We start from the raw sequence: 23,273 nt of genomic DNA on the forward strand, positions 1-23,273 counted from the left end.
GCGTCGATCATGAAGGCGCGATTGCGCCGAAACTGGATCATCTCGGGTAAAAGTGCTAGATATACTGATTGCATGATGCAATCGGTTAATCGGAGGATATTGCCATGAACGATATGCGCACGAGGCAGCAGACCGTCCGCGATCTCTACGCCGCCTATCTGGAAGACCGCAAGGATAAAGTCATCGCTATGCTGACGGAGGATTTCACCTTCTCCAGCCCGCGTGACGACCATATCGACCGGGCGGCCTATTTCGAGCGCTGCTGGCCGAAGCAGCCGTTCTTCCGCGCCATCCACATCGAATTCCTGGCGGTCGACGGCGACGAGGCAGCCGTGCGGTACCGCGCCGAAAAACTGGAAGGCGGAAGCTTCGCCAACATGGAGAGCCTGCGCTTCCGCGGTGAGAAGATTGCCTCCGTAGAGGTCTATTTCGGCCGAAATCTGTAGTCCGGGCCTTTAGAGCAGCCGTATTGCCGATGTCACGATGATGATCATCGACACCGCCACCATCAGCGCCCGCACCGGCAGCCGCTTGACGAGGATGGCGCCGAAAGGAGCGGCGATGACGCCGCCGATGATCAGGCCGATCGCCGAATTGAGCTCCGACCAGCCGAGCGTCAGGATGAAGGTCAGCGAAATCGTCAGCGTCACTGCAAATTCGGTAAAATTGGTCGAGCCGATCACCCGCTTCAGGTCGTGGCCGCGGCCGACCAGCGTGCTGGTGACGACGGGGCCCCAACCGCCGCCGCCGATCGCATCGAGAACGCCACCGCAAAAGCCGACGGGCGGCACCGCCCAGTCGCGAACCTCGCGCTTGGCCGGCGGCCGAAAGGCCTTGTAGAAAATCAACAGGCCGATGGCGATCAGATAGGCCGACACGAAGGGCGCGATCACCTTGCCGTCGATATTGGCCAGCAGATAGGCGCCGATCGCGCCGCCGATCATGCCGGCTGGTGCCAGCCGCGCCACCAGACGCCAATCGACATTGCGGTGATAGGCATGCGAAATGCCGGATGCTGCCGTGGTGAACATCTCAGCCACATGCGTCATGGCGCTGGCATTGGCCGCCGGCACCCCGAAGGCGAGAAGGCTGGTCGTCGACAGCACGCCGAAGGCCATGCCGAGTGCGCCATCGACGATCTGCGCACAGAAGCCCACCACGATGAAGAAGAAGATATCCGATGTCATGCGGTCCCCTCAGACGAACGGTAGCATCAGAATCCGCGATGCGGGAAAATTTTTAATTCAGGCGGAAAGTCCGCGCTGTTTCAGCCGGACGATCTTGAAGAAGCCGTTCGGAAAGACCGGCAGGATCTCGGCAGCGGAAAAATCGCCGCGCCGCTCGGCCCAGGCGAGAATGCGGTGGATGCGGAAGGCCGACGACCAGCCGATGTGACGCACCAGCGGCGCCACCGCCGCCTCGATCGCGCCCTGCAGGCCGGCGCCGTCGCCGAGCTTGCTGGCCAGAATGATCTCGCCGCCCGGCCGCAGCACCCGGGCGCATTCGTCGAGCGCCCGCTCGGGCTCGGGAATCAGCGTGATGACGAAGGGCAGGCAAACCGCATCGAAAGACCGGTCGGCAAAGCGCAGCGCATGCGCATCCATCACCTCGAGCGCGCTGATATGCTGCAGCGTCTCGCGGCGCACCTTTTCGCGCGCCCGGGCGATCATATGTTCGGAAATGTCGATGCCGGTCACCCGGCAGCGGCTGGGATAGTGCCTGAGCGTCAGGCCGGTGCCGACGCCGACTTCCAGAATATCGGTGCCGGCCGCGGCGGCGAGTGCTGCCAGCTTGCGGTGGCCGTCGCTGAGGAGGCCGCGATAGACGCGGTCATAAACCGGCGCCCAGCGCTGATAGATTTTCTGCTGATCTTCCGGCCTGCTGCCAAGCTCTGACATCCCGCACCTCCCTAACGCCCAGACTTCAACTCCTAAGGGTAGCGTCCGGTTCCCCTCAAAATGTGACCGAAGGCACAGATTGGCGGAGACAGCACGGGCCGACGCAGCCTATCTTGGCGGCGCGAGGCCAAGCTGTTTGGCATCCAGTTCGCTGCCGATCTCCACGGTTTTCTTCTGCTTGTCATAAACGCAGATCTGGGCGACCAGCCCCTTGGCGCCCTTCGGCTTGCCCGTCACCAAGGCCAGCCCGTAATGGCTGGTGCCGAAGGGATCGACGCGGGCGGCAGGCCTTTCGAGCGTGACCGCCGCCTTCTTGCACTTGGCCTCGACATCGGCTGCCAGCTGTTTCCAGGCATCGTCCGAAGAGGCATGAGCTGCGCCCGCGAGACTAATAAGCGCGGCAATGGTCAGAAGCGGGATTATATTCCTGTTCATATCGGGTCTCCGTTGCAGTGAATCGCCGGGGAAGCGGTTTTCGAGGCGGGCATCCCAGGCGATTTGCGCGACCGATTCCAACGCTGCAACTGAGGCAAATTTTCCTTCGACGGATCGTTTTTTGACATTTCGCTGGTTGCCTCTCCCCTTTCCCCTCCTATGTTCCGCCACACCTGCCGATGACGCAATCTATTGCCAAGAGGAGATCTGACATGGCTTTCGAATTGCCTGAACTTCCCTATGATTACGAAGCGCTTGCTCCCTTCATGTCGAAGGAAACGCTGGAGTTTCACCACGACAAGCACCATAAGGCCTATGTCGACAACGGCAACAAGCTCGCCGCCGAAGCCGGTCTTTCGGATCTGTCGCTCGAAGACGTCGTCAAGAAGTCCTTCGGCACCAATGCCGGCCTCTTCAACAACGCTGCCCAGCACTACAACCACATCCATTTCTGGAAGTGGATGAAGAAGGGCGGCGGCGGCAACAAGCTGCCGGGCAAGCTCGAAGCAGCTTTCGCCTCCGATCTCGGCGGCTACGACAAGTTTAAGGCCGATTTCGCCAATGCCGGCGCCACCCAGTTCGGCTCCGGCTGGGCCTGGGTTTCCGTCAAGAACGGCAAGCTCGAAATCTCCAAGACCCCGAACGGCGAAAACCCGCTCGTCCACGGCGCCACCCCGATCCTCGGCGTCGACGTCTGGGAACACTCCTATTACATCGACTATCGCAACGCCCGCCCGAAATATCTCGAGGCCTTCGTCGATAGCCTGATCAACTGGGACTACGTCCTCGAGCGCTACGAAGAAGCCACGAAGTAAGCAGCACCAGACTCACCGCCATGGGCGGCGATGTCTCTGCTCTTCAATTCAGCACCCGGCGCCCAAACGCCGGGTGTTTCGTTTTATGCGCCCGTCGCGAAACCTTGAAGTTCTGAGCGCCCAAAGATCAATGATGAAGCAGCTTCCCTTCAAGCCCGAAGCCGTCCTGTTCGACATGGACGGCCTAATTTTCGATACCGAGGCTTTGTATCGGGACGCCGTTATCATGGCCGCTAAGGAAAATGGGTTTGAAATCCCGGTCTCCGTCTATCTGGAAACGGTTGGATTACCCAGCACGTCGGCCAGAGCGCTTTTGGGCATGCACCTTGGCGGTGAATTTCCCATCGAGGACTTGTGGAAACAAGCTTCGGATCGGTTCCAGACGATGGTCGCAACAGAGCTGCACCTCAAGCCGGGGGTCATTGAAATATTGGACTGGCTGGAGGAAATCCAACTTCCGTGGGCCATCGTCACCTCCTCCGATCATGACACAGTGCTTAGCCATCTGCTGGCGGTGAATCTGAAGGATCGCTTTGTGCATATCATTGCCCGCGGAGATTATGCCGCGGCGAAACCTCATCCGGAGCCGTATCTGAAAGCCACAAGCCGGTTAGGGGTGAACCCGCTCCGTTGTGTTGCACTCGAGGATTCCCACGACGGTGTGCTTTCGGCATCTCGTGCCGGTCTGATGACCATAATGGTGCCCGACCTCGTTCAGCCGACGCCGGACATTGAAAATCTATGTGCCTATGTCGCACCAGATCTACACGACGTTCTGGCGGTTTTGATCGATAGGCTCCGCACACTCGGAGATCTCGACAGTTGACGCAGTTCGATCATGGTTTAGGACATCGTCACATCCCTGTCACCGGCCGCTCCTAATCACGCTCCATGTCCTCTTCCGCTCTTCCCCTGTTCCGCTTCGGCATCATCGCCGACCCGCAATATGCGGCAATCGCTCCGCATGCGGCCATGGACCGCTATTACGCCAACAGCCTCGCCAAACTCGCCGAGGCGATCGAGGTCTTCAACGGCGAGGAATTGAGCTTCGTCATGACGCTTGGCGATGTCATCGACCGCAGCTTCAAAAGCTTCGACGACATCCTGTCGGTCTATAAGAGACTGCGGCACGAGGCGCTCTTCCTGCTCGGCAATCACGACTTCTCGGTCTCCGCGGGCCATCTTTCCGAAATCTCTACGCGTCTCGGCATGCCGTCGCCCTATTACAGCTTCCGCCGCCACGGCTGGCGCTTCGTCGTGCTCGACGGCAACGAGGTCAGCACCTTCGCGCCGCCCGAAGGCCATCCGCATCGCGCCCTTGCGGCAAAGATGCTGGCGGACCTGCAGGCGAGGGGCGAAAGAAACGCCCATCCGTGGAACGGCGCGCTGAGCGACGAGCAGTTCGCCTGGCTCGGCGATGAGATCGCAAGCGCTGCCGCGGCCGGCGAGAAGGTGATTGTCATGAATCACTATCCGGTCTACCCCGCGGGCGAGCACGATATGTGGGACTGCGACCACATTGTCGCGCTGCTCGCCGCGCACGACAACGTCGTCGCCTATTTGAACGGCCATAACCACGCCGGCAATTACGGCAAGGTCGGCGCCTGCCACTTCGTCAATTTTAAGGGCGTGGTCGACACCGAGAGCGAAAACGCCTTCGCCATCGTCGAACTCCACCCCGACTATATTGAAATCCGCGGCTTCGGTCGTGAGGAGAGCCGGACGCTGGATTATTAGGCTGGGAGAGATTGTCGATAAAAGTTGGCCAACTGCTGCTTATGTCATGCTCGGCCTTTACCGACCCTATGACAGAAATTGACCGAGATTGCGGGGTACCTCTCCGAAGAAGCGCCCAACTCGCCGACGGTGAGTTTGGCGGAACGCAACCCCACCCTCCGTCATCCTCGGCCTTTGAGCCGAGGGGGCAGATGTCGGCGGTCCTTTGGCGACGTCGAAGATGTGCCAGGCACGAAAGCGCTTCCCCGGGGCCGCATGGCGCTGATCTCCCGCTCGTGCCTAAACTCTGCCAACCTGTTCGCATAAACGCCCGTCCGCTACACCGGCACAGCCTTCTCCGTCCAGCCGCTCGTCCACAATTCCCGCAACCTGTCGCCATCACCCTTGAAGAACGCGTCGCGTGCCGCGCAGTGCTCCACCCGGTCGCTGCGGAAATTGCGGATGGCTTGGCGCAGCTCGCACCAGGCGACGATGTTGGCGGTCTGCGAATAATAGATCAGAGCGATCGGTTGGATCGTCCGCTCGCTGGCGCGGCCGACTTCGTCGCGGTAGCCGAGCATGAGTTTGCATTCGTCGCGGATCGCCCGGCGCACGATCGCGAGATCGAAGCCCGCCGGCTGCGCGATCGAGCCCCAGGCATAGAGTGCCTTGCTATCCATCGCCTGGCGGAGCGGCGCCGGCACGGCGCCTGATATCTTCCGGTTGACCCGGCGGGCGGCCTGTTTCAGCTCCTCGTCGGCCGTGCGTTCGAGCAGCGCCAGCGACAGCACGATCGCTTCCATCTCCTCGATCGAGAACATCAGCGGCGGCAGGTCGAAGCCCGGCCGCATGATGTAGCCGATGCCGCGCCCGCCCTCAATCGGCACCCGCATCGCCTGAAGGGCGGCGATGTCGCGATAGATCGACCGCACGGTCACCTCGAGCGTTTCGGCCATCACAGCCGCCGTCATCGGCTTTCTGGCGAGCCTCAGGATCTGAATGATCTCGAAAAGCCGCGAGGCCTTGCGCATTTTGCCTCTCCCATCCCTTAGGCTCCTGACAATACACTGTCAGTTGGGTTTGCGTATAGAGCCGCCTATCGGATTGAAATCAATCAGGGTCTTTCAAAACGGCCCATGCACCGGCAAGGCGGTAACTGACATGAACTACCATGAAAACCTCTGGCTCTTCTTCACCCTTCTCTTCGGCATCATCATCGTGCCGGGCATGGATATGCTCTTCGTGCTCGCCAATTCGCTGACCGGCGGCGTCAGGCGGGGGCTGGCGGCGACAGGCGGCATCATGGCCGGCGGCGCCGTGCATTCGGCCTATGGCGCGGCCGGCGTCGGTCTGCTCGTCACCATGCTGCCGCAGCTTTTCAACGTTCTGCTCGTTGCCGGCGTCGCCTACATGATCTGGATCGGCATTTCGCTGATCCGCAGTTCGATCACCGTCGAGGCGGTCGGGCCGGGCACGGCGCGCTCCGGCTGGCGCGCCTTCCGCCAGGGCGCCGTCACCTGTCTCGTCAATCCGAAGGCCTATATCTTCATGTTCGCCGTCTATCCGCAGTTCCTGCGACCGGAATACGGCCCGGTCTGGATGCAGGGCCTGATCATGGGCGCCATGACGGTTGCCACCCAGTTCGCCATCTACGGCACGCTGGCGATGACGGCCGGCCGCAGCCGTGACCTGCTTGTCGCCAATCCCGACGTCACGGCCCTTGTCGGTCGCTTCGCCGGGCTGCTCCTGGTTGCGGTCTCCGCCTTCAGCCTCTGGCAGGGTTGGAAAAGCGCCTGAGCCTTCAAGCCCCCTGATGCGGCGGCAGAAATCGCGACATCTTCAGCAGTGACTGGCGGCAGTCCTGCGGAGATGTTCTCTTATCATCGCGCGAAATTCGCTGAATGTCTGGAACCCGATGTGCCGTACGAATCGGTGGACCGTCGTTGGAGAAACGCGACACCTGCGCGCAACCGCGGCAGCACTTTCAAAGGCCGTCATCTCCGGCTTTTCCAGGATCTCCCTTGCGACGTCTTCGAGACCAATTGGGAACATGAGCTGTCGGCGGGCGATCAGGCACTTCAATTCGTGCAGTGTCGACGGAGGAGAGGGCTGATCCTGTAGCATTGCAATCACTTTCGAAAGAACACCTTTCGAGCAAGCGCGCTGCGCTCGGCTAGATCGCCTGCGGCTTGAAATCGCTCGCTGCAACCGGCATGACGCCCTGCAAAAGCGCTACGGACTTTTCCAGCCCTTCTAGGCTGTTCAGAAGCACGTCCTCATGCTCGATGGAGAGCCAGCCATCGTAACCGGCCATCTTCAGCCTGTAGCAAAACTGCCGCCACCATTCTTCGCCATGGCCAAATCCCAGCGTGATGTAGGACCAACTGCGCGCCGGGATGTCCATCAGGCTGCCGTTCTCCAGAAGGCTGGTGACGGCCTGCTTCGGCCCGTTGAGGAAGGTGTCCTTGGCATGCACGTGGTAGACGGCGTCGCCGAGCGCTTCTGCGGCCACAAGAGGATCGGCACCCATCCAGAAGAGATGTGACGGATCCAGATTCGCACCGACGACCGGGCCGACGGCTTCGCGAAGCTTCAACAGCGAAGGCACATTATAGACGCACTGGTTGCCGTGCAGTTCCAACGCGATGCGTTCCACACCGTGATCCCTGGCGAGCGCCACGATCTTGGTCCAGTACGGGAGGAGCTTCTCCTCCCACTGGTAGCGAAGGATCGCCTGCGTTTCCGGCGGCCACGAGGAAACCACCCAATTCGGCATGGTGTCGGTAGCATTCCCGGCTGGAAGTCCTGACATCGCGCAAACGGTCTTAATGCCCAGCTCGCCCGCTGCGCGGATTGTATCCTCAAGACCCTGCCTCTGGGCAGGATCGGTCGGATGCAGCGGATTTCCGTTGGCGTTCAAACTGATCACTTCCAGTTTGCGGTCGGCGAAAGCTCTGAGGAATGATTTCTGCGCATTCTTGTCCCGCAGGATCGTCGACAGATTGAAATGCGGCGCCGTCGACCAGCCGCAGGTATTGACCTCGACGCCGGAGACCCCCAGCCTTCGAGCGTGATCGAGCATCGCCTCGAAGGGCAGCCCACCGAGGCTGTCTGATACGAATCCCAGTTTCATGCGTAAAACTCCGGTTTTGCGATCATTTCCACGGGTGTCTTGCGGCCGTCGTTCAAGGCTTTGACGCCGGCCTCGGCGACCTTTGCGGCGCAGTATCCATCCCAACTGCTCGAGGCGATGTTCGGGAATACTCCGGTTTCAACGAAACGAAGGAAGGCGCGGTTCTGACGGCGATAGGCTTCGGCATAGCGCCCGCGCCAATCAGCGTCGTAGCTTGTGCTCTGGCCGAGTTCCCGGTCGACGCGAGTGTAGTTGACGGCGTTCATGGCAATAGTCGCCTTCTCCCCAACCAGTTCGGCGCGGACGTCGTATCCGTAGGCTGCGTTGTTGTTGATCTCGATATTGACCAGCTGTTCGTCCGCCGTTTCGAGCACCATATAGACCGGTGCGACCAGCGAGTCGGAACGCTTCGGCTGGAAGGCGGAGATCGATACGTATTCGGTGTCGAGGACGTGGCGGACGACATCGAACTCGTGCGGGGCGGAATTGGTGATCGCCATCGCTCCGGTGAAGTCTGAGGCGGGCGTTGCGACATTTCGATGAAAATTGTGCATCATCAAGGCTCGGCCAATCGCACCGTGCTCCAGAGCCCGCTTCATTTCGACATAGGACTGGTCGAAGCGGCGCATGAAGCCGAGCATGATGAACTTCGATCCCGAGGCTTCTTCCGCCTGCATGATCTCCACGCATTCTTGCGAGGACTGCGACAGCGGCTTTTCGCAGAGAGCCCGTTTGCCGGATTTTATGCAGGAGAGCGACAAGGGCGCGTGGGTGAAATCGGGGCTTGCGATAATAACCGCATCCACGTCCGGACGAGCGGCGACCCGGTCGGGATCAGAGTCGACATCATGGGCGTTGTAGGCGTCTGCCACTCTGCGGGCGCGGTCTGCATCCATGTCGCAGACGACCTGGAGGTGCGCCCCAGGCAGATCTTCCGCCACGATACGCGCGTGGTCGGCTCCCATCAGTCCCGCCCCGATGACGGCGATCCTTACTGTCATTTCGATAATTCCTGTCGTTTGGAGAACCAGCGATTTGCGGCTTGCAAGCACTGCCCCTGGCGGGAAACGCGTGCCGGGAGCCCCATCCCGGCACGCACCCTTAGGAGGGCTTACTTCTTTGCGTATTGGTCAACGTTGTCCTTGGTAATCGAAGCGAACGGCACCAGCTTTTCGGCCGGAGCATCCCCTCCCTCTTTCAGGCCTTCCACGACCTCGAAGGCGGCCTTCGCCTGGCCTGCAGCGTCCTGGAAGATGGTCTGGGACATGGTGCCGGCCTTGATCGCATTCAGAGCATCGGCCGTGCCATCGACACCCGAGATCATCACGCCCTTGAGTCGGTCAGCGCCCTGAAGTGCTTCCAGCGCGCCCAGCGCCATCTGGTCGTTGGCTGCGACGATTGCGTCGAACTTCGGAAAGCTCTGGATCCAGTCTTCTGTGACCTTCATGCCTTCTGCGCGGTCGTAGTTGGCTGAGAGGCTGGCGAGAGTGGTCACGTCGGAACGGCCGAGCGCATCCGCGAAGCCCTTTTTGCGCTCCTGCGTGTGCGAGAGCCCCGGCGTGCCTTCGAGGTAGAGGATCTTGGCGTCTTTCGGCAGGCGTTCTTTCATGTACTCGCCCTGAAGGCGGCCGGCATCGATGTTCTTCGAGCCGACGAACGTGTACTTGCCGCCCGCCGATTGGATGCCGAGAGCGATGACGGGGATGCCCGCCTGATTCGCCTTCTCGACGCCCGGTACGATGCCTTGATAGTCGACCGGCACGACGACGATCGCGTTGACCTTCTGCGCAATGAAGTTGTCGATCTGGTCGAGCTGCTTGCTGACGTCGTTGTTCGCGTCGGAGAAGTTCACTTCGACTGCTGGATCGGATTTCGACGCTGCGATGAAAGCGTTCTTGCGTGCCATGACGAAGACATCAGTATCCGCCATGTTGGCGTAACCGACGACGAACTTGTCGGCGGCGAATGCGGCGCCGGTGGAGATGGCGGCAAGGGATATGGCGCAGGCGAGAGCGAGTTTGGAAATGGCTTTCATAGGATCCTCCCATAGAGTTTCAGGTTCATTCCGGATGCGGGAAGCCCCCGCCGACAAGGAGTTGGTTCCCATGCAGGCGCGGGCCTGCTGAAGAACGGTGGTCATGCCTTCTTTTTGCTGCGGGCAGACTTGGTCCAGACGTCGAGGATCACGGCGATCGCGATGATCAGACCCTTGATGATCTGCTGCCAGTACGAGCTGACATTCATGAGATTGAGCATGTTGTTGATGACGCCGATGATCATCGATCCGATGATCGTGCCGGTGATGGTTCCAGTCCCGCCCATCAGACTGGTGCCGCCGACGACGACAGCGGTGATCGCATCGAATTCGTAGCCGACGCCGCCGGCCGGCTGGCCGGAGTTGATGCGAGACATGAGCACGATGCCTGCGACCGCGCACAGGATGCCGTTGAAGATGAAGGCCTTCACGACGATGCTGTCCGGATTGATGCCGGAAGCGCGGGCGGCACGCTCGTTACCGCCTACCGCATAGACGTATCGGCCGAACTTGGTCTTGTTGAGAAGAATCCAGGAGACAATGACGATGGCCGCAAGAATGGTCACGGAAATCGGCACCGGGCCGAGCGAGCCTTGGCCGATCACTTTGAAGTCGCCCAGTCCCGTCACCGGCGAACCGCCCGTGTAAAGCAGTACAGCGCCGCGCGCCACCGTCGTCATCGCCAAGGTCATGATGAATGACGGGATGCGGAAAAAGGTGATGATGAAGCCGTTGATGACACCGGTGACGATCCCGACCGCAACACCGGCGGCGACCGCCAGAACGACGCTTCCGGTCATCGCCATCACGCTGGCCGCCAAGACGCCGCAGAGCGCCAGGACCGATCCCAGCGACACATCGATATGCCCCAGAATGATGATGAAGGTAACGCCGCACGCGAGAAGGCTCACCACGACGACCTGGCGCAGGACGTTGGTCAGGTTGGCCTCAGTCAGAAATGTCGGACTCAAGATCGAGGCAAGGACGCAGATGCCGGCGAAGATCAGGATTGTGCCGTACTTGCGATAGATCTGAGAAAAGCTCATGCTCCGAGAGCCTGAGATGACATGGCCTTCTCGTTTCGCGACCGCGTCTGCGCGTTCAATACTCATCAGTGTCCTCCCGTGGCGAGGCGCATGATGTTTTCCTGATTGGCCTCGTCTCTTGTCAGTTCGCCGGTGACCCGGCCTTCGCTCATCACCACCACGCGATCACTCATGCCGAGGATCTCGGGCAGCTCGGATGAGATCATGACGATTGCGAGCCCCTGGCGAGCGAACTCGGTCATCAGCCTGTGAATTTCGGATTTCGACCCGACGTCGATGCCGCGTGTGGGTTCGTCGAGAATGAGCAGCTTCAGATCACCCAGCAGCCATTTGGCCAGAACGATCTTCTGTTGATTGCCGCCGCTGAGGTTCTCCACGATCGTTGCCGTATCGGGCGTCTTGATCTGGAGCATCTTGATCATGCGCTGGGCGGCGGTCTCTTCCTGCCGCTCGCTGATGAAAAGGCCGGACGCGAATTTCTTGAGGTTCGCAAGCGAAATGTTTTCGCCGACGGACCGGCAAAGCACCAGACCTTCCGCCTTGCGATCCTCCGAGACCATGGCGATGCCGTTGGCGATGGCATCCTTCGGGGACGCGAGCTTTAGCGGTTTTCCATTCAGGCGGATGACGCCCGCGTCTGCCGCGTCCAAGCCGAAGATCACGCGGGCGACCTCTGTCCGCCCGGCGCCGATCAGGCCGGAAAGGCCGACGATCTCGCCGGCACGGACTTCGAAGCTGACGTTTTCGAAAACGCCGTCACGAGAGAGGTTCTCGACAGAAAGGACGACCTCGCCGATCGGCACCTCCTCTTTCGGGAATATGCTGGAGATGGTGCGGCCCACCATCTGAGAAATCAGCTTTGCCGGCTCGTATTCGCTCGCCGGCGCCGCTGCGACGAACTGGCCATCACGCATCACCGTGATGTCGTCGGCGATCTGAAAGATCTCGTCCATCTTGTGGGTGATGTAGATGATCGCGACGCCTGCTGCTTTCAGGTCTGCGATCTGCCTGAAGAGCATCGTAACTTCCGTGTCGCTGATCGCCGACGTCGGTTCGTCCATGATGACGAGAGAGGCCTTGCGGGAAATCGCCTTGACGATCTCGATGAGTTGCATCGTCGCGATCGACAGGTCGCGCATCTTCGTTTTGGGGCTGTATTTGAGGCCCAGGCGATCGAGGAGCGTCTGGGTTTCAGAATTCATCCGATCAAAATCGACGAACCGGGACAAAACGCCCGTCTGGCCATAAGTGGGCTCGCGGCCGAGAAAGATGTTTTCGGCGATGGTCATGTCGAGCACCGGGCTGAGTTCCTGGTGGATCATCGAAATCCCTCGTTCCAGCGCGCCGGCAGCGCTCTGGTGATCGAGCTTCTCGCCCCTGAAAAAGATCTCTCCACCGTCAATTGCGTAGATGCCGCTCAGGATCTTCATAAGCGTCGACTTGCCCGCGCCGTTCTCCCCGACGAGGACATGCACCGTGCCGGCACGCACCTTCAGGCTCATGCCATCGAGCGCAAGAACACCAGGGAATGCCTTGGTGATCGACCGCATCTCAAGAACGAGGCCAGCTCGGCTATTCATAGGCGTGCGATCGCCTTCGCCGCCCGAAAGCGGCGCCACCTTTTGAAAGGTCGCAGTCATGAGAGTATTTTCCTCCAGATGAGAGAGCTCTCCCAAGCTCTCCTGCCAAGCTGGCATTTTCTGGACGATGAAATCGCGAAAATTACCCAATCTGTCAACGAACTGGTAGATTTTTCTCCCAAAACCTCTCATAAATGGCATCAGATAATGAGAGGTTGCTGATGTCTCGCCCCACGATCCCCGACCTGGCAAAGGCCGCAAATGTGAGCATTTCAACGGTCGATCGCGTGCTGAACGGTCGCGATCCAGTGCGTCCACAGACGGCCGAGCGGGTTCTCAACGCCGCCCGCCAGATCGGCTTTCATGGGGCGACAGCCATCGCTCGCCGACTTGAGCACGACAAGCCGGTGATCAAATTCGGTTTTCTTCTCAAGCAGTCTCACCGCAAGCTTTATCAAATGTGGAACGACATTCTCGTTGCGGCGACCGAGGCGTTCCCCGACGCCCATGGAAGAGCGATCGTGAGATTTATGGACGACCTTGCGCCCGACAAGGCTGCCGAGGCGATCTACGCTCTTAGTCGCGAAGCCGACGTCATCGGCATGATTACCTCCGACCACCCGCAGGTGAACCACGCCGTCGATGGTCTGGCGTCGGAAAACATTCCGGTCGTGACAATGATTTCCGATATTTCCACCGCCTCCCGTGCGGCCTATGTCGGCAACGACTGCGTCAAAAAGGGCCGCACGGCCGCGTGGTTCATAGCCGGGCTGAATGGCAATGGCGGCAAGGTTTCCGTCTTCGTCGGAAGTCACCGATATCTAGCCCAAGAGCTGAACGAAATGGGGTTTCGGTCGTATTTCCGGGAGAGTGCGCCGGGTTTCCAGATGCTGGAGACGGTTGCGACTCTTGAAGAGCCCGAAATTGCCTATGAGGCGACGCGCCGCCTTCTGCAGACGGAGCCGAATTGGGTCGGACTCTACGTTGCCGGCGGCGGCATTACGGGTGTGATGCGAGCCTTGCGAGAGGATGGTGGGCCGGCAGCCAAACGCCTGGTGGTCATAGCACACGAGCTCACGAACGAAACGAGAGTCGGTCTTGCTGAGGGGCTGATCAGGGTTGTCCTGTCTCATCCGGCAAAGCTGCTGGGAGAGACTCTAGTGCGCGCCATGGCGGAAGCTCTCGATACCGGCCGATCGCCAATAGTTTCGCAGCACATTGTCCCATTTGAATTTTACACGGCCACGAATATTTGAAGCTTCTCTGCACTCAGTTCAGCTGCTTATCACATTGTTTTTATGATGATCCGGCAAAACGTGACTGCCCGGAGGGCATGGATTTTGTCATGCTCCCGGTGCAGATTGGCCGTCGGCCGCCTTGGCTCGGGAAAATGCAGAAAGAAATGGAGAGGAATATGAATTGGAAAGCAGTAGCTGCCGCCGCAGCGATGGCAGGAATAGCCTTCGGTTCGGTAACCGCCGCCGACGGCACGCATGATTCGCGCATTGCCCTGATGAAGCAGATCGGCGGTGCGGCCGGCGCTTTGGGAGCCATCGCCAAGGGCACCAAGCCCTATGATGCCGAAGCGGTGAAAGCGGCGCTGACGACGATCGCCGCGACGGCCAAGGTGTTCCCCGATCAGTTCAAGCCGGGCACGGAAACGGGCGACCAAGAAGCGAGCCCGAAAATCTGGGAAAACATGGATGACTTCAAGGCGCGCGCCGCGAAGCTCTCCACCGATGCCGAAACCGCGCTCGCCCAGCTTCCGGCCGATGCCGCGGCTGTCGGCGCCACGGTCAACACGCTCGGCGCCAGCTGCGGCGGCTGTCACAAGGCCTATCGCATCAAGGAGTGAGCGATAGGTCATTCCCCTCCGACACCGATCCGCGCCAGCCTTGCCGCCGGCGCGGATCACCTTATTCTCCGGCTGTTCGGGGCTGGTCGCAGAATCGGTCCCTATAGGAAAATCTCGGCAAAAGGGGAGGCGGGGCATGATCCGCAGGTTCATTCGGTTACTGCTCTGTCTGATCGGCGTCGCCGTGCTGGGCGGTGGTGCCTTCTATCTCGTCACCGCACCCGATCCGCTGCCGGAAAGCCATTGGGCCGGTCTCGGCGCGCCGGATCCGGCAAACGGCCAGATGGTGTTCTGGGCGGGCGGCTGTGTCAGCTGTCATTCCGCCCCCGGTTCCGAAGGCGATGCCAAGCTGACGCTGTCAGGCGGCCTGGCGCTGAAAAGCCCTTTCGGCACCTTCCACGTGCCGAACATCTCGCCCGATGAAAAGGCCGGTATCGGCGGCTGGTCGCTGGCTGAGTTCGGCAATGCGATGAAGCGCGGCGTCGGTCCGGGCGGCCAGCACCTCTATCCGTCCTTTCCCTATGCCTCTTATTCCCGCATGAGCGACAAGGACGTCTACGATCTCTTCGCCTTCCTGAAGACGCTGCCGAAGAGCGCAAATGTCGCGCCCCCGCACGAACTGCCGTTCCCATACAATATCCGGCTGGCGCTCGGCGGCTGGAAATTCCTCTATTTCAACGATCAGCCGCGTGTTGCGCTCGCCAAGAGCGATGACAAGATCAAGCGCGGGCAATATCTGGTCGAAGGCCCCGGCCATTGCGGCGAATGCCACACACCGCGCGATGTGCTCGGCGGCTTCCAGGCAGATCAGTGGCTCGCCGGCGCCCCCAATCCGGAAGGCAAGGGCCGCATACCCGATATCACGCCGGCCTCCAAAAGCATCGGCGGCTGGAGCGAGGCCGATATCGCCAGCTATCTCGAAACCGGCTTCACCCCCGATTTCGATAGCGTCGGCGGCTCGATGGTCGATGTGCAGCAGAACATCGCTCATCTGCCGGCCGCCGACCGCGAAGCGATCGCCGCCTATCTGAAGGCGGTGCCGGGACGGTAGGACAGACCTGCCTCAAGCGATCGACTGCATGTAGCGCATGCCGGTGACCGGCCGCGGTGTGAAATCCAGCTGTTCGTAGAAGCGATGCGCCAGCACGTTTCCGGTGGCGGCGCTGACGGAGAGGTAGCCGCAGCCGGCCTTGCGCGCCGTCTCGCGGGCCCGGTCGACCAGCAGCTGGCCGGTGCCGTGGCCGCGATGGCCGTCGCGCACGAAAAGATGGTGCAGGTCCATGCCGCGCTTTCCCTCCTGCGCCCTGTAGAGCGGCACGAGAATGGCGTAGCCGATCAGCCCGTCGCCGGTTTCGGCGACCAGTGCATGGATCCACGGCAGCGGGCCGAACAGGTCGCGCTCCAACTGCTCCGGCGTCGTTGCCGCCGCATCACCGTGATGGGCGGCCAAGAGGGCGATCATCGCATTGAGTTCGGGCAGGTCGCGCGGCTTCGCGGCGCGGATCGTCACCACAGACGGGCGCATCAGTGAAATTTCGCTGTCTTCGATTTCGGTCATGGTCTTCGCGTCCTTTGATAGTCTGCCGTCAGGACGCTGCCGATACAACAAAGCCGCCTGACGGCGGCTTGTTGACAATATGATCTGTCCAGCCGCCCTTTACAGGTACAGCCAAAAATACGAGCGGCTCTGGTGCGCGTTTTTGATCATGGCGCATCAATCGTCGCAAATGCCGTGTTTGTCAATGGCCGATCGCGCAGATCGGTATCGATCCCGTTTTCTCTCTTGATAGTATACCCCCCTATGCTACATAAGGGGCCATGTCTCACACCACCTTGCAGAAAAAGAAGCTCATCGCCCGCGTCAGTCGCCTGAAGGGGCAGATGGAGGCCGTCGAGCGAGCCCTGGAGGCCGAGCGCCCCTGCGGCGAAATCCTGCAGCTGCTCGCCTCGGTTCGCGGCGCCTTGACCGGACTGACCGGCGAGGTGCTGGACGATCATCTGCGCGAACATGTGCTGAATGCCGAGGACGACGCCGCCAGGGCCGAGGCGGTCGAGGAAATATCGGAAGTCTTGCGAACCTATATCCGCTGAGTGCCGTGACGAAGGAGCCTGTAATGAGTACCGGGATCGAGAATGCTGGAGCAGACGCGCTGGAACATGATCATATCTTCCTCGGCGCCGATCACGCGGTGAACGAGCGGCGCATCTGGCTGGTGATCGCGCTGACGGCGGTGATGATGGTGGCGGAAATCGCCGCCGGCACCGCCTATGGTTCCATGGCGCTGGTCGCCGATGGCTGGCATATGTCGACCCATGCCAGCGCGCTTTTGATTTCGGCGCTCGCCTATCTCTTTGCCCGCAAGCAGGCGCGCAATCCGCGTTTCACCTTCGGCACCGGCAAGCTCGGCGATCTCGCCGGCTTCGCGAGCGCCATCATTCTTGCGCTGATCGCCCTGCTGATGGCCTGGGAAAGCTGGCTGCGCCTTTCAAATCCGGTGCCGATCGGTTTTGCCCAGGCAATCGCCGTCGCGGTCATCGGCCTTGCCGTCAATCTCGTCAGCGCCTGGCTGCTTGGCGGCGGCCACGCGCATGGCCATCACGCGCATGGTCATCATGCGCACCATCACGGTGATCATGCCCATCACGCCCATGATCACCACGGCCACGATCATCACGGAAAGCCCGGCGACAACAATATCCGCGCCGCCTATCTGCATGTCATCGCCGATGCCATGACCTCCGTGCTCGCCATCGCGGCGCTGACCCTCGGCAGCCTCTACGGCTGGCTCTGGCTCGACCCGATCATGGGCATCGTCGGTGGCCTGGTTATCGCCAACTGGTCCTGGAGCCTGATGCGATCCTCGGGCGGCGTCCTTCTCGACGTCGTGCCGCACGGCGAGACGCTGCCGGCGGAAATCCGCCACGCGATCGAGACGGAGGAAGACCGGATCACCGATCTGCATGTCTGGCAGGTCGGCCCCGGCCATCACGCCGCCATCGTCGCCGTTGTCACCCCGACGCCGCGCGAACCGGCCTTCTACAAGGGCAGGCTTTCGGCGCTGACGGAATTGTCGCATGTGACCGTCGAGGTTACGCGCGCGGCGTAATCGCCGCGGCGGACAACGAGGTTGCACGGCGGTCGACGAAGTCGCCGCGGCGGACGAGATGCCGCCGCAATCGCGCCTTAGCTCTGTCCTCCTTACCGCCGGAGGATATCATGGATCTCAGTCTTACCCGCCGCATGCTGATCGGCTCGGCGCTTTGCCTGCCTGTTTTGGGCCTGTCCGCCAATGCCGAGGACAAGGCCGGGGAGGACGACGACAACATCCAGAAGCGTCTTGCGGCGCTGGAAAAACGCACCGGCGGCCGTTTCGGCGTCTCGGTGCTCGACACTGACACCAGCATTTCCTTCAACTATCGCGGCAGCGAGGCCTTTCCGATGTGCAGCACCTTCAAGGCGCTGGCCGCCGGCTTCGTGCTTGCCCGCGCCGACAGGGGCGAGGAGAGCCTCGACCGGCGGGTGACCTACGGCAAGGACAAGCTGGTCGACTATTCGCCGCTCAGCGAAAAACACGCGGATGCCGATGGCATGACCATCGCCGAGCTTTGCGAGGCGGCGGTGACGGTCAGCGACAACACGGCCGGCAACCTGCTGCTCGAAAGTTTTGGCGGCCCGGCGGGGCTGACCGACTGGCTGCGCTCGATCGGCGACGGCACCACCCGCCTCGACCGCACCGAACCGACACTGAACGAGGGCAGGAAGGACGATCCGCGCGACACGACCACGCCGGATGCGATGCTCGACACGCTCGGCAACCTGACGCTCGGCTCGATCCTCACCGAAGCCTCCGCAGACAGGCTGGTCGCCTGGCTGGTGGCCAGTACCACCGGCAGCGAGCGGCTGCGAGCCGGCCTGCCGGCGGGGTGGAAAGTCGGCGACAAGACCGGCACCGGCCCGAACGGCTCCCTCGGCGACATCGCCGTCATCTGGCCCCCCAACCGCGGCCCAATCGTCGCCGCCGTCTACATCGCCGAGGCGACCGCGCCGGTGAAGGAGCTTAACCCAGTCTTTGCCGAGGTTGGGCGGATGATTGTCGAGATGGTGTGAATCGAGGAGGCGCGAGGGCCGGATCGGTTCCCACGGGAAAACCCCTGGCCGGTTGCATACGGATCGGGAATTGCTCTAGGCGTCTCGGCTCCTGCCGCATAGCTTTCCCCACTCTCCGTCATACTCGGGCTTGACCCGAGTATCCACGCCGCAAGCACTTTGCTTGAATTTGTTCGACGGTGGTCGCCTGATCAGTCCAACAAAACGAAGCGCTTGCGGCCATGGGTCCTCGGGTCAAGCCCGAGGACGACGGAGGGTGGGGGAGCGTATGGGCAAGAGGCGAGATCGCCTGGAGGAATCCAGCAAAATGCCTCAACGATTTCGCGTTGGGATCGCGTAAAAAATAGGCGGCAACGCCAACAAAATCACCGCTCGCTTACGGTCCTTGCCACATAGGCTCCCCCACCTTCTGTCGTCCTCGGGCTTGACCCGAAGGCCCACAGCCAAAAGCACTGCGTTGAGACGCCAGCCCCTCCATCACGGCAGCGTATAAGCAATCACATAATCGCCAGGCTTGGTCCCGACCGAGCCGTGGCCGCCGGCGACCATGACGACATATTGTTTGTTGTCGCTTGTCGTATAGGTCATCGGCGTCGCCTGGCCGCCGGCCGGAAGCCGGGCTTCCCAGAGTTCTTGCCCGTTCGTCACGTCGTAGGCGCGCAGGTAGTTGTCGACCGCAGCACCGAGGAAGGCGACGCCGCCCTTGGTCAGCATCGGGCCGCCGATGCCGGGCACGCCGACCTTGAAGGGTAGGGGCAGCGGGGTCATGTCGTGCACGGTGCCGTTCTTGTGCATGTAGGCGATCTTGCCGGTGCGCAGATCGACGCCGGCGACATAGCCCCATGGCGGCGCCTGGCAGGGGATTTTCAAGAGCCCGAGGAAGGGCCCCATGAAGACGCCGTAGGGCGCGCCGTCATTGCGGTTGAGCCCTTGTTCGCTGCCCTTTTCGTCCTGGCCTCGCGGCGGAATGTCGGCGGCCGGCACCAGGCGCGAGGTGAAGGCGAGGTAGGTCGGCATGCCGAACATGATCTGCCGCTCCGGGTCCACTGCCACCGAGCCCCAGTTGAAGGTGCCGAAATTGCCGGGATAGACGATCGTGCCTCCAAGCGATGGCGGCGTGTAGCGGCTTTCGTAGCGGTACCGGTGGAAATCGATGCGGCAGGCGAGTTGGTCGAACAGCGATACGCCCCACATGTCCTTTTCCTTCAGCGGCTCCGGCGAGAAGGTGAGGTCGGAGGTCGGCTGCGTCGGCGCGGTGTGATCGCCTGAAACCGCGCCGCCGGGCGCTGCGATTTCCTTGACCGGGATGATCGGCTCGCCGCTGCGCCGATCGAGCACGTAGAGATCGCCCTGCTTGGTCGGGCCGACGAGGGCGGGAACGACGGTGCCATCAGGCTTGGTCAGATCGATCAGCGCCGGCTGGGCCGGCACATCCATGTCCCAGAGATCGTGATGCACAGTCTGGCGCACCCAGCGCAACTGGCCGCTGGCGATATCCAGCGCGACGATGGAGGAGGAGAATTTCTCGACATTGTCGCTGCGGTTGATGCCGAGCTGGTCGGGCACCTGGTTGCCGAGCGGGATGTAGACCATGCCGAGCGCCTCATCGACGCTGAAGACCGACCAGCTGTTCGGCGAGTTGGTCGTATAGGTTTGGCCTGCGGGAAGCGGCGTTGTCACGTCGGGATTGCCGGAATCCCAGTTCCAGATCAGCGCGCCGGTCTTGATGTCGAAGGCGCGGATGACGCCGGATTGCTCCTCAGTGGAATAATTGTCGTTCACCGCCCCGCCGACGATGATCTTGCCCGCCACCGCGACCGGCGGCGAGGTGGAGTAATAATAGCCGGCCGGATTGTAGCGCATTCCGGTTTCCAGATGCAGCACGCCCTGATCGGCAAAACCGGTGCAGACCTTGCCGTCCGCCGCGTCGAGCGCGATCAGCCGGGCGTCGGAGGTCGGCAGGTAGACGCGCTCGGCGCAGGGCTGGCCGGCGGCGACATCGGGATCGGCATAATAGGTGACGCCGCGGCAGGTCTGGTGCTGCCGGTCCGGGTTCATGCCGGAGTTGGCGTCATATTTCCATTTCTCCTTGCCGGTCTTGGCGTCGAGCGCGATCGCCCAGTTGTGCGGCGTGCAGAGGTAGAGCGTGTCCTTCACCTTGAGCGGCGTCACCTGATAGGTCGTCTCGCCGACATCATCCGGCCGCTTGATGTCGCCGGTCTGGTATCGCCACGCCTCCTTGAGGCTGGATACATTCGCGGTCGTGATCTGGTCGAGCGGCGAATAACGCTGGCCGAACGGCGTGCGGCCATATTGGTGCCATTCGCCATCCGGCACGTTGCCGCCGAAGGCGGGGTTGGCGGCGACCGCATCCTTCGGCAGTTCGCCGGCAAGATCGTGCGGATCCGTCGTCATCGAATAGAGCGCGACGACGACGGCGAGAATGACGGGCACTGCGAGCGGCCAGGGATTGGCGCCGTAGGTGATGCCCGTCGGGCTGCGAAAGCCGAGCGGCCGGCGGATCCACGGCGTCAGCAGCCAGAGCCCGAGCAGGATGATCATGCCGCCGCGCGGGCCGAGCTGCCACCAATCGAAACCCACCTCCCAAATCGCCCAGGCGAGTGCTGCGACGACGAGCACCGCATAGACCCAGAGCGCCACCGCCTTGCGCATCAGAAGCAGCCCGGCGGTGATCAGGAACATCAGCCCGGCGAACAGGTAGAAAATACTGCCGCCGAGTGTGACGAGCCAGAGCCCGCCGCCACCGAGCGTAAGCCCGATGATGATGAAGAGGATGGAGGTGACGACGATCGCCATATGGCTGTCTCCCGCTTGATTTAGCCGGATGAAGATGCGGCGGAAAAGCCCCGCCGATCAGCCAGATAGCGCGAAGGAGATGCCTTTCAACGGCCGCATTTGCCGCAGGCAGACGTCACGGTACGGTTGTAGTGAAGCCGCTCACGTCCCGCAGAAGGTCGCGAGCACTCGCTCGCTCGGCTTCGGCGGCTCCAGATAAGCGGCAAAGCCGGGCTGGTCGTCATAGGGTTTCGCCAGCACCGTCAGCAGCGCCTCGAACAGCGAGAAATCGCCGTTCTCGACCGCCGCCTCGATCGCCTGCTCAACCCGATGATTGCGCGGGATAAAGGCCGGATTGACGCGGCGCATGGCCGTGGCGCGCTCAATGGCGGTTTGCGGATCACGCGACAATCTCTCGCGCCATTGCGCAAGCCAGGGCCCAGAGGCCTCCGGCTCCCGGAAACTTGCGGCAAAAGCAGGCTCTGCGGCGGCATCGCCGGCAAGATCCGACAGCCGCCGGAAGGTCAGGGTGAAATCGGCGCCCTGCGCCTGCATCAGCGACAGCAGCGCCTGCACCAGCTCGAGATTGCTGTCCTCTTCGCCGGCAAGGCCGATTTTTCCCCGCATGCCGGCCAGCCAATGCGCCTGGAAGCGTTCGCCATAGGCCCGGATCACCGCATTCGCCTTGTCGACGGCGCCGTCCGGTTCTTCGTCGATCAGCGGCAGCAGCGTTTCGCCGAGCCTTGCCAGGTTCCATTGGCCGATGCCGGGCTGGTTGGCATAGGCATAACGGCCGTGCTGGTCGATCGACGAGAACACCGTCGCCGGATCGTAGTTGTCCATGAAGGCGCAGGGGCCGAAATCGATCGTCTCGCCGGAGACCGTCATATTGTCGGTGTTCATCACCCCATGGATGAAGCCGACATGCAGCCAGCGGGCAATCAGCGCCGCCTGCCGCTCGGAGACGGCCGAAAACAGTGAAAGATATGGATTGTCAGCGTCTTTCAGCGCGGGATAGTGCCGGTCGATCACATAATCGGCGAGCGCTCGCACACCCTCGGTATCACCCCTTGCCGCAAAGAACTGGAAGGTGCCGACCCGGATATGGCTGGCCGCGACGCGGGTGAAGACCGCGCCCGGCAGCACCTCTTCGCGATAAACAGGCTCGCCCGTCGTCACTGCCGCAAGCGCCCGTGTGGCTGGAATGCCGAGCGCAAACATCGCTTCGCTGATGATATATTCCCGCAATACCGGCCCGATTGCGGCCCGCCCGTCGCCGCGGCGCGAAAAAGGCGTAGGGCCCGCGCCCTTCAGCTGGATGTCGTAGCGCCTGCCGCTGCGGTCGACCACTTCGCCGAGCAGGATCGCCCGGCCGTCGCCGAGCTGCGGTGAGAAGCCGCCGAACTGATGGCCGGCATAGGCCATCGCCAGCGGTTCGGCGCCATCGGGAACGAGGTTGCCGGAAAAGATCGCCGCACCATCGCGGCGCAGTGCCTCGACATCGAGCCCGAGTTCGGCCGCCAGCGGCTCGTTGAGCTTGATCAGCCAGGGTTCCGCCACCGCGGTCGGCGCCTGAGCCGCAAAGAAGCGGGCGGGCAAGCCGGCATAGCTGTTGTCGAACGGAAAGGCCGCGCCGGCCCGGTTTTTCTGCAGTGTGGAGGTCATGCTTCATAGGTAGGGCCGGGGTGGCTGCGGCGCAAGCCGGTTCGGATGAAGAGCCAGAAACCCTTCACGAAGAACAGGCCGATGCAAGGAATCGTGATCTGCCTTTACCTCTCGGCAAAGCAGCTTTGCCATAAAGGACATAGCGCCGCCATGATCGCGGGCGTATAGAAAATCGTCTCCCCTTGGCGTTA

General features: G+C 61.7%; 24 protein-coding genes. 11 read left to right on the top strand and 13 right to left on the bottom strand.

What is annotated here, in order from left to right; translation table 11 throughout:
- The first annotated feature begins 104 nt into the window (after positions 1-104).
- Entirely contained in the window at positions 105-446 is a 342-nt protein-coding gene (locus tag CO657_RS04505; protein WP_054181663.1) for a nuclear transport factor 2 family protein, read from the top strand.
- A gap of 9 nt (positions 447-455) precedes the next feature.
- Here the strand turns inward: CO657_RS04505 and CO657_RS04510 are convergent, their stop codons facing one another.
- The 3 genes from CO657_RS04510 to CO657_RS04520 form a co-directional block, all read right to left on the bottom strand.
- Complete coding sequence (locus CO657_RS04510) at positions 456-1,187, bottom strand: sulfite exporter TauE/SafE family protein (protein WP_003587795.1); 732 nt, start codon at positions 1,185-1,187, stop codon at positions 456-458.
- 57 nt (positions 1,188-1,244) lie between these two features.
- Positions 1,245-1,898: a class I SAM-dependent methyltransferase gene (locus CO657_RS04515; RefSeq protein WP_003587794.1), complete on the bottom strand. Its 654-nt coding sequence runs from the start codon at positions 1,896-1,898 to the stop codon at positions 1,245-1,247.
- A 108-nt stretch (positions 1,899-2,006) separates the two neighbouring features.
- Complete coding sequence (locus CO657_RS04520) at positions 2,007-2,333, bottom strand: hypothetical protein (RefSeq protein WP_054181933.1); 327 nt, start codon at positions 2,331-2,333, stop codon at positions 2,007-2,009.
- 212 nt (positions 2,334-2,545) lie between these two features.
- Here CO657_RS04520 and CO657_RS04525 point away from each other — a divergent pair, with 212 nt between their 5' ends.
- The 3 genes from CO657_RS04525 (at position 2,546) to CO657_RS04535 (ending at position 4,885) form a co-directional block, all read left to right on the top strand.
- Entirely contained in the window at positions 2,546-3,148 is a 603-nt protein-coding gene (locus CO657_RS04525) for a superoxide dismutase (RefSeq protein WP_003569477.1), read from the top strand.
- Positions 3,149-3,278: 130 nt separating this feature from the next.
- A complete protein-coding gene (locus CO657_RS04530; protein ID WP_425375991.1) occupies positions 3,279-3,974 on the top strand; it encodes an HAD family hydrolase in 696 nt (231 codons plus the stop codon).
- Between the two features lie 65 nt (positions 3,975-4,039).
- A complete protein-coding gene (locus CO657_RS04535; RefSeq protein WP_054181664.1) occupies positions 4,040-4,885 on the top strand; it encodes a metallophosphoesterase in 846 nt (281 codons plus the stop codon).
- 317 nt (positions 4,886-5,202) lie between these two features.
- Here the strand turns inward: CO657_RS04535 and CO657_RS04540 are convergent, their stop codons facing one another.
- On the bottom strand, positions 5,203-5,895 hold the full coding sequence (locus tag CO657_RS04540; RefSeq protein ID WP_054181665.1) for a helix-turn-helix transcriptional regulator: 693 nt from the start codon (positions 5,893-5,895) through the stop codon (positions 5,203-5,205).
- A gap of 130 nt (positions 5,896-6,025) precedes the next feature.
- Between CO657_RS04540 and CO657_RS04545 the strand changes: the two genes are divergently transcribed.
- Positions 6,026-6,661 (top strand): LysE family translocator, encoded by a 636-nt coding sequence (locus CO657_RS04545; RefSeq protein ID WP_054181666.1) that lies wholly within the window; start codon positions 6,026-6,028, stop codon positions 6,659-6,661.
- 42 nt (positions 6,662-6,703) lie between these two features.
- Here the strand turns inward: CO657_RS04545 and CO657_RS04550 are convergent, their stop codons facing one another.
- The 6 genes from CO657_RS04550 to CO657_RS04575 form a co-directional block, all read right to left on the bottom strand.
- Positions 6,704-6,988, bottom strand: a complete 285-nt coding sequence (locus CO657_RS04550; RefSeq protein WP_054181667.1) for a MurR/RpiR family transcriptional regulator — start codon at positions 6,986-6,988, stop codon at positions 6,704-6,706.
- A 49-nt stretch (positions 6,989-7,037) separates the two neighbouring features.
- Complete coding sequence (locus CO657_RS04555; protein ID WP_054181668.1) at positions 7,038-7,997, bottom strand: sugar phosphate isomerase/epimerase family protein; 960 nt, start codon at positions 7,995-7,997, stop codon at positions 7,038-7,040.
- Positions 7,994-8,998 (bottom strand): Gfo/Idh/MocA family oxidoreductase, encoded by a 1,005-nt coding sequence (locus tag CO657_RS04560; protein WP_054181669.1) that lies wholly within the window; start codon positions 8,996-8,998, stop codon positions 7,994-7,996. Before CO657_RS04560 ends, CO657_RS04555 begins: the two co-directional genes overlap by 4 nt.
- 110 nt (positions 8,999-9,108) lie before the next feature.
- Entirely contained in the window at positions 9,109-10,032 is a 924-nt protein-coding gene (locus CO657_RS04565) for a sugar ABC transporter substrate-binding protein (RefSeq protein WP_054181670.1), read from the bottom strand.
- A gap of 101 nt (positions 10,033-10,133) precedes the next feature.
- Entirely contained in the window at positions 10,134-11,144 is a 1,011-nt protein-coding gene (locus CO657_RS04570) for an ABC transporter permease (protein ID WP_054181671.1), read from the bottom strand.
- A complete protein-coding gene (locus tag CO657_RS04575) occupies positions 11,144-12,718 on the bottom strand; it encodes a sugar ABC transporter ATP-binding protein (RefSeq protein WP_054181672.1) in 1,575 nt (524 codons plus the stop codon). The genes CO657_RS04570 and CO657_RS04575 overlap by 1 nt, the downstream gene beginning before the upstream one ends.
- A 161-nt stretch (positions 12,719-12,879) precedes the next feature.
- On the opposite strand from CO657_RS04575, the gene CO657_RS04580 reads away from it, so the two are divergent.
- The 3 genes from CO657_RS04580 to CO657_RS04590 all read left to right on the top strand — a co-directional run bounded on the left by CO657_RS04580 (position 12,880) and on the right by CO657_RS04590 (position 15,564).
- Positions 12,880-13,914 (top strand): LacI family DNA-binding transcriptional regulator, encoded by a 1,035-nt coding sequence (locus CO657_RS04580; protein ID WP_054181673.1) that lies wholly within the window; start codon positions 12,880-12,882, stop codon positions 13,912-13,914.
- Positions 13,915-14,072: 158 nt separating this feature from the next.
- Entirely contained in the window at positions 14,073-14,513 is a 441-nt protein-coding gene (locus CO657_RS04585; protein WP_012557014.1) for a c-type cytochrome, read from the top strand.
- A 136-nt stretch (positions 14,514-14,649) separates the two neighbouring features.
- Complete coding sequence (locus CO657_RS04590; RefSeq protein ID WP_054181674.1) at positions 14,650-15,564, top strand: c-type cytochrome; 915 nt, start codon at positions 14,650-14,652, stop codon at positions 15,562-15,564.
- A gap of 12 nt (positions 15,565-15,576) precedes the next feature.
- Here CO657_RS04590 and CO657_RS04595 read toward each other — a convergent pair whose 3' ends face one another.
- Positions 15,577-16,071, bottom strand: coding sequence for a GNAT family N-acetyltransferase (locus CO657_RS04595; RefSeq protein WP_054181675.1), 495 nt, complete (start codon positions 16,069-16,071; stop codon positions 15,577-15,579).
- A gap of 260 nt (positions 16,072-16,331) precedes the next feature.
- Here CO657_RS04595 and dmeR point away from each other — a divergent pair, with 260 nt between their 5' ends.
- The 3 genes from dmeR to bla all read left to right on the top strand — a co-directional run bounded on the left by dmeR (position 16,332) and on the right by bla (position 18,621).
- Positions 16,332-16,604: a Ni(II)/Co(II)-sensing transcriptional repressor DmeR gene (gene dmeR, locus CO657_RS04600; RefSeq protein WP_003587785.1), complete on the top strand. Its 273-nt coding sequence runs from the start codon at positions 16,332-16,334 to the stop codon at positions 16,602-16,604.
- A gap of 23 nt (positions 16,605-16,627) precedes the next feature.
- Entirely contained in the window at positions 16,628-17,620 is a 993-nt protein-coding gene (dmeF, locus tag CO657_RS04605) for a CDF family Co(II)/Ni(II) efflux transporter DmeF (protein WP_054181676.1), read from the top strand.
- Between the two features lie 110 nt (positions 17,621-17,730).
- On the top strand, positions 17,731-18,621 hold the full coding sequence (gene bla, locus CO657_RS04610; protein WP_054181677.1) for a class A beta-lactamase: 891 nt from the start codon (positions 17,731-17,733) through the stop codon (positions 18,619-18,621).
- Positions 18,622-19,098: 477 nt separating this feature from the next.
- Here the strand turns inward: bla and CO657_RS04615 are convergent, their stop codons facing one another.
- Both CO657_RS04615 and CO657_RS04620 read right to left on the bottom strand, forming a co-directional pair.
- Entirely contained in the window at positions 19,099-21,438 is a 2,340-nt protein-coding gene (locus CO657_RS04615) for a glucose/quinate/shikimate family membrane-bound PQQ-dependent dehydrogenase (protein WP_054181678.1), read from the bottom strand.
- A gap of 141 nt (positions 21,439-21,579) precedes the next feature.
- Positions 21,580-23,082 (bottom strand): protein adenylyltransferase SelO, encoded by a 1,503-nt coding sequence (locus CO657_RS04620; RefSeq protein WP_054181679.1) that lies wholly within the window; start codon positions 23,080-23,082, stop codon positions 21,580-21,582.
- Between the last annotated feature and the right edge of the window lie 191 nt (positions 23,083-23,273).

Origin of the sequence: Rhizobium acidisoli (assembly GCF_002531755.2) — a bacterium.
Lineage (GTDB): Bacteria > Pseudomonadota > Alphaproteobacteria > Rhizobiales > Rhizobiaceae > Rhizobium > Rhizobium acidisoli.

What these genes read in the sequence shown, in the direction of transcription:
- CO657_RS04505 (WP_054181663.1), top strand. Translation starts at nt 105, where the DNA reads ATGAACGATATGCGCACGAGGCAGCAGACCGTCCGCGATCTCTACGCC.
- CO657_RS04510 (WP_003587795.1), bottom strand. Translation starts at nt 1,187, where the DNA reads ATGACATCGGATATCTTCTTCTTCATCGTGGTGGGCTTCTGTGCGCAG.
- CO657_RS04515 (WP_003587794.1), bottom strand. Translation starts at nt 1,898, where the DNA reads ATGTCAGAGCTTGGCAGCAGGCCGGAAGATCAGCAGAAAATCTATCAG.
- CO657_RS04520 (WP_054181933.1), bottom strand. Translation starts at nt 2,333, where the DNA reads ATGAACAGGAATATAATCCCGCTTCTGACCATTGCCGCGCTTATTAGT.
- CO657_RS04525 (WP_003569477.1), top strand. Translation starts at nt 2,546, where the DNA reads ATGGCTTTCGAATTGCCTGAACTTCCCTATGATTACGAAGCGCTTGCT.
- CO657_RS04530 (WP_425375991.1), top strand. Translation starts at nt 3,279, where the DNA reads ATGATGAAGCAGCTTCCCTTCAAGCCCGAAGCCGTCCTGTTCGACATG.
- CO657_RS04535 (WP_054181664.1), top strand. Translation starts at nt 4,040, where the DNA reads ATGTCCTCTTCCGCTCTTCCCCTGTTCCGCTTCGGCATCATCGCCGAC.
- CO657_RS04540 (WP_054181665.1), bottom strand. Translation starts at nt 5,895, where the DNA reads ATGCGCAAGGCCTCGCGGCTTTTCGAGATCATTCAGATCCTGAGGCTC.
- CO657_RS04545 (WP_054181666.1), top strand. Translation starts at nt 6,026, where the DNA reads ATGAACTACCATGAAAACCTCTGGCTCTTCTTCACCCTTCTCTTCGGC.
- CO657_RS04550 (WP_054181667.1), bottom strand. Translation starts at nt 6,988, where the DNA reads ATGCTACAGGATCAGCCCTCTCCTCCGTCGACACTGCACGAATTGAAG.
- CO657_RS04555 (WP_054181668.1), bottom strand. Translation starts at nt 7,997, where the DNA reads ATGAAACTGGGATTCGTATCAGACAGCCTCGGTGGGCTGCCCTTCGAG.
- CO657_RS04560 (WP_054181669.1), bottom strand. Translation starts at nt 8,998, where the DNA reads ATGACAGTAAGGATCGCCGTCATCGGGGCGGGACTGATGGGAGCCGAC.
- CO657_RS04565 (WP_054181670.1), bottom strand. Translation starts at nt 10,032, where the DNA reads ATGAAAGCCATTTCCAAACTCGCTCTCGCCTGCGCCATATCCCTTGCC.
- CO657_RS04570 (WP_054181671.1), bottom strand. Translation starts at nt 11,144, where the DNA reads ATGAGTATTGAACGCGCAGACGCGGTCGCGAAACGAGAAGGCCATGTC.
- CO657_RS04575 (WP_054181672.1), bottom strand. Translation starts at nt 12,718, where the DNA reads ATGACTGCGACCTTTCAAAAGGTGGCGCCGCTTTCGGGCGGCGAAGGC.
- CO657_RS04580 (WP_054181673.1), top strand. Translation starts at nt 12,880, where the DNA reads ATGTCTCGCCCCACGATCCCCGACCTGGCAAAGGCCGCAAATGTGAGC.
- CO657_RS04585 (WP_012557014.1), top strand. Translation starts at nt 14,073, where the DNA reads ATGAATTGGAAAGCAGTAGCTGCCGCCGCAGCGATGGCAGGAATAGCC.
- CO657_RS04590 (WP_054181674.1), top strand. Translation starts at nt 14,650, where the DNA reads ATGATCCGCAGGTTCATTCGGTTACTGCTCTGTCTGATCGGCGTCGCC.
- CO657_RS04595 (WP_054181675.1), bottom strand. Translation starts at nt 16,071, where the DNA reads ATGACCGAAATCGAAGACAGCGAAATTTCACTGATGCGCCCGTCTGTG.
- dmeR (WP_003587785.1), top strand. Translation starts at nt 16,332, where the DNA reads ATGTCTCACACCACCTTGCAGAAAAAGAAGCTCATCGCCCGCGTCAGT.
- dmeF (WP_054181676.1), top strand. Translation starts at nt 16,628, where the DNA reads ATGAGTACCGGGATCGAGAATGCTGGAGCAGACGCGCTGGAACATGAT.
- bla (WP_054181677.1), top strand. Translation starts at nt 17,731, where the DNA reads ATGGATCTCAGTCTTACCCGCCGCATGCTGATCGGCTCGGCGCTTTGC.
- CO657_RS04615 (WP_054181678.1), bottom strand. Translation starts at nt 21,438, where the DNA reads ATGGCGATCGTCGTCACCTCCATCCTCTTCATCATCATCGGGCTTACG.
- CO657_RS04620 (WP_054181679.1), bottom strand. Translation starts at nt 23,082, where the DNA reads ATGACCTCCACACTGCAGAAAAACCGGGCCGGCGCGGCCTTTCCGTTC.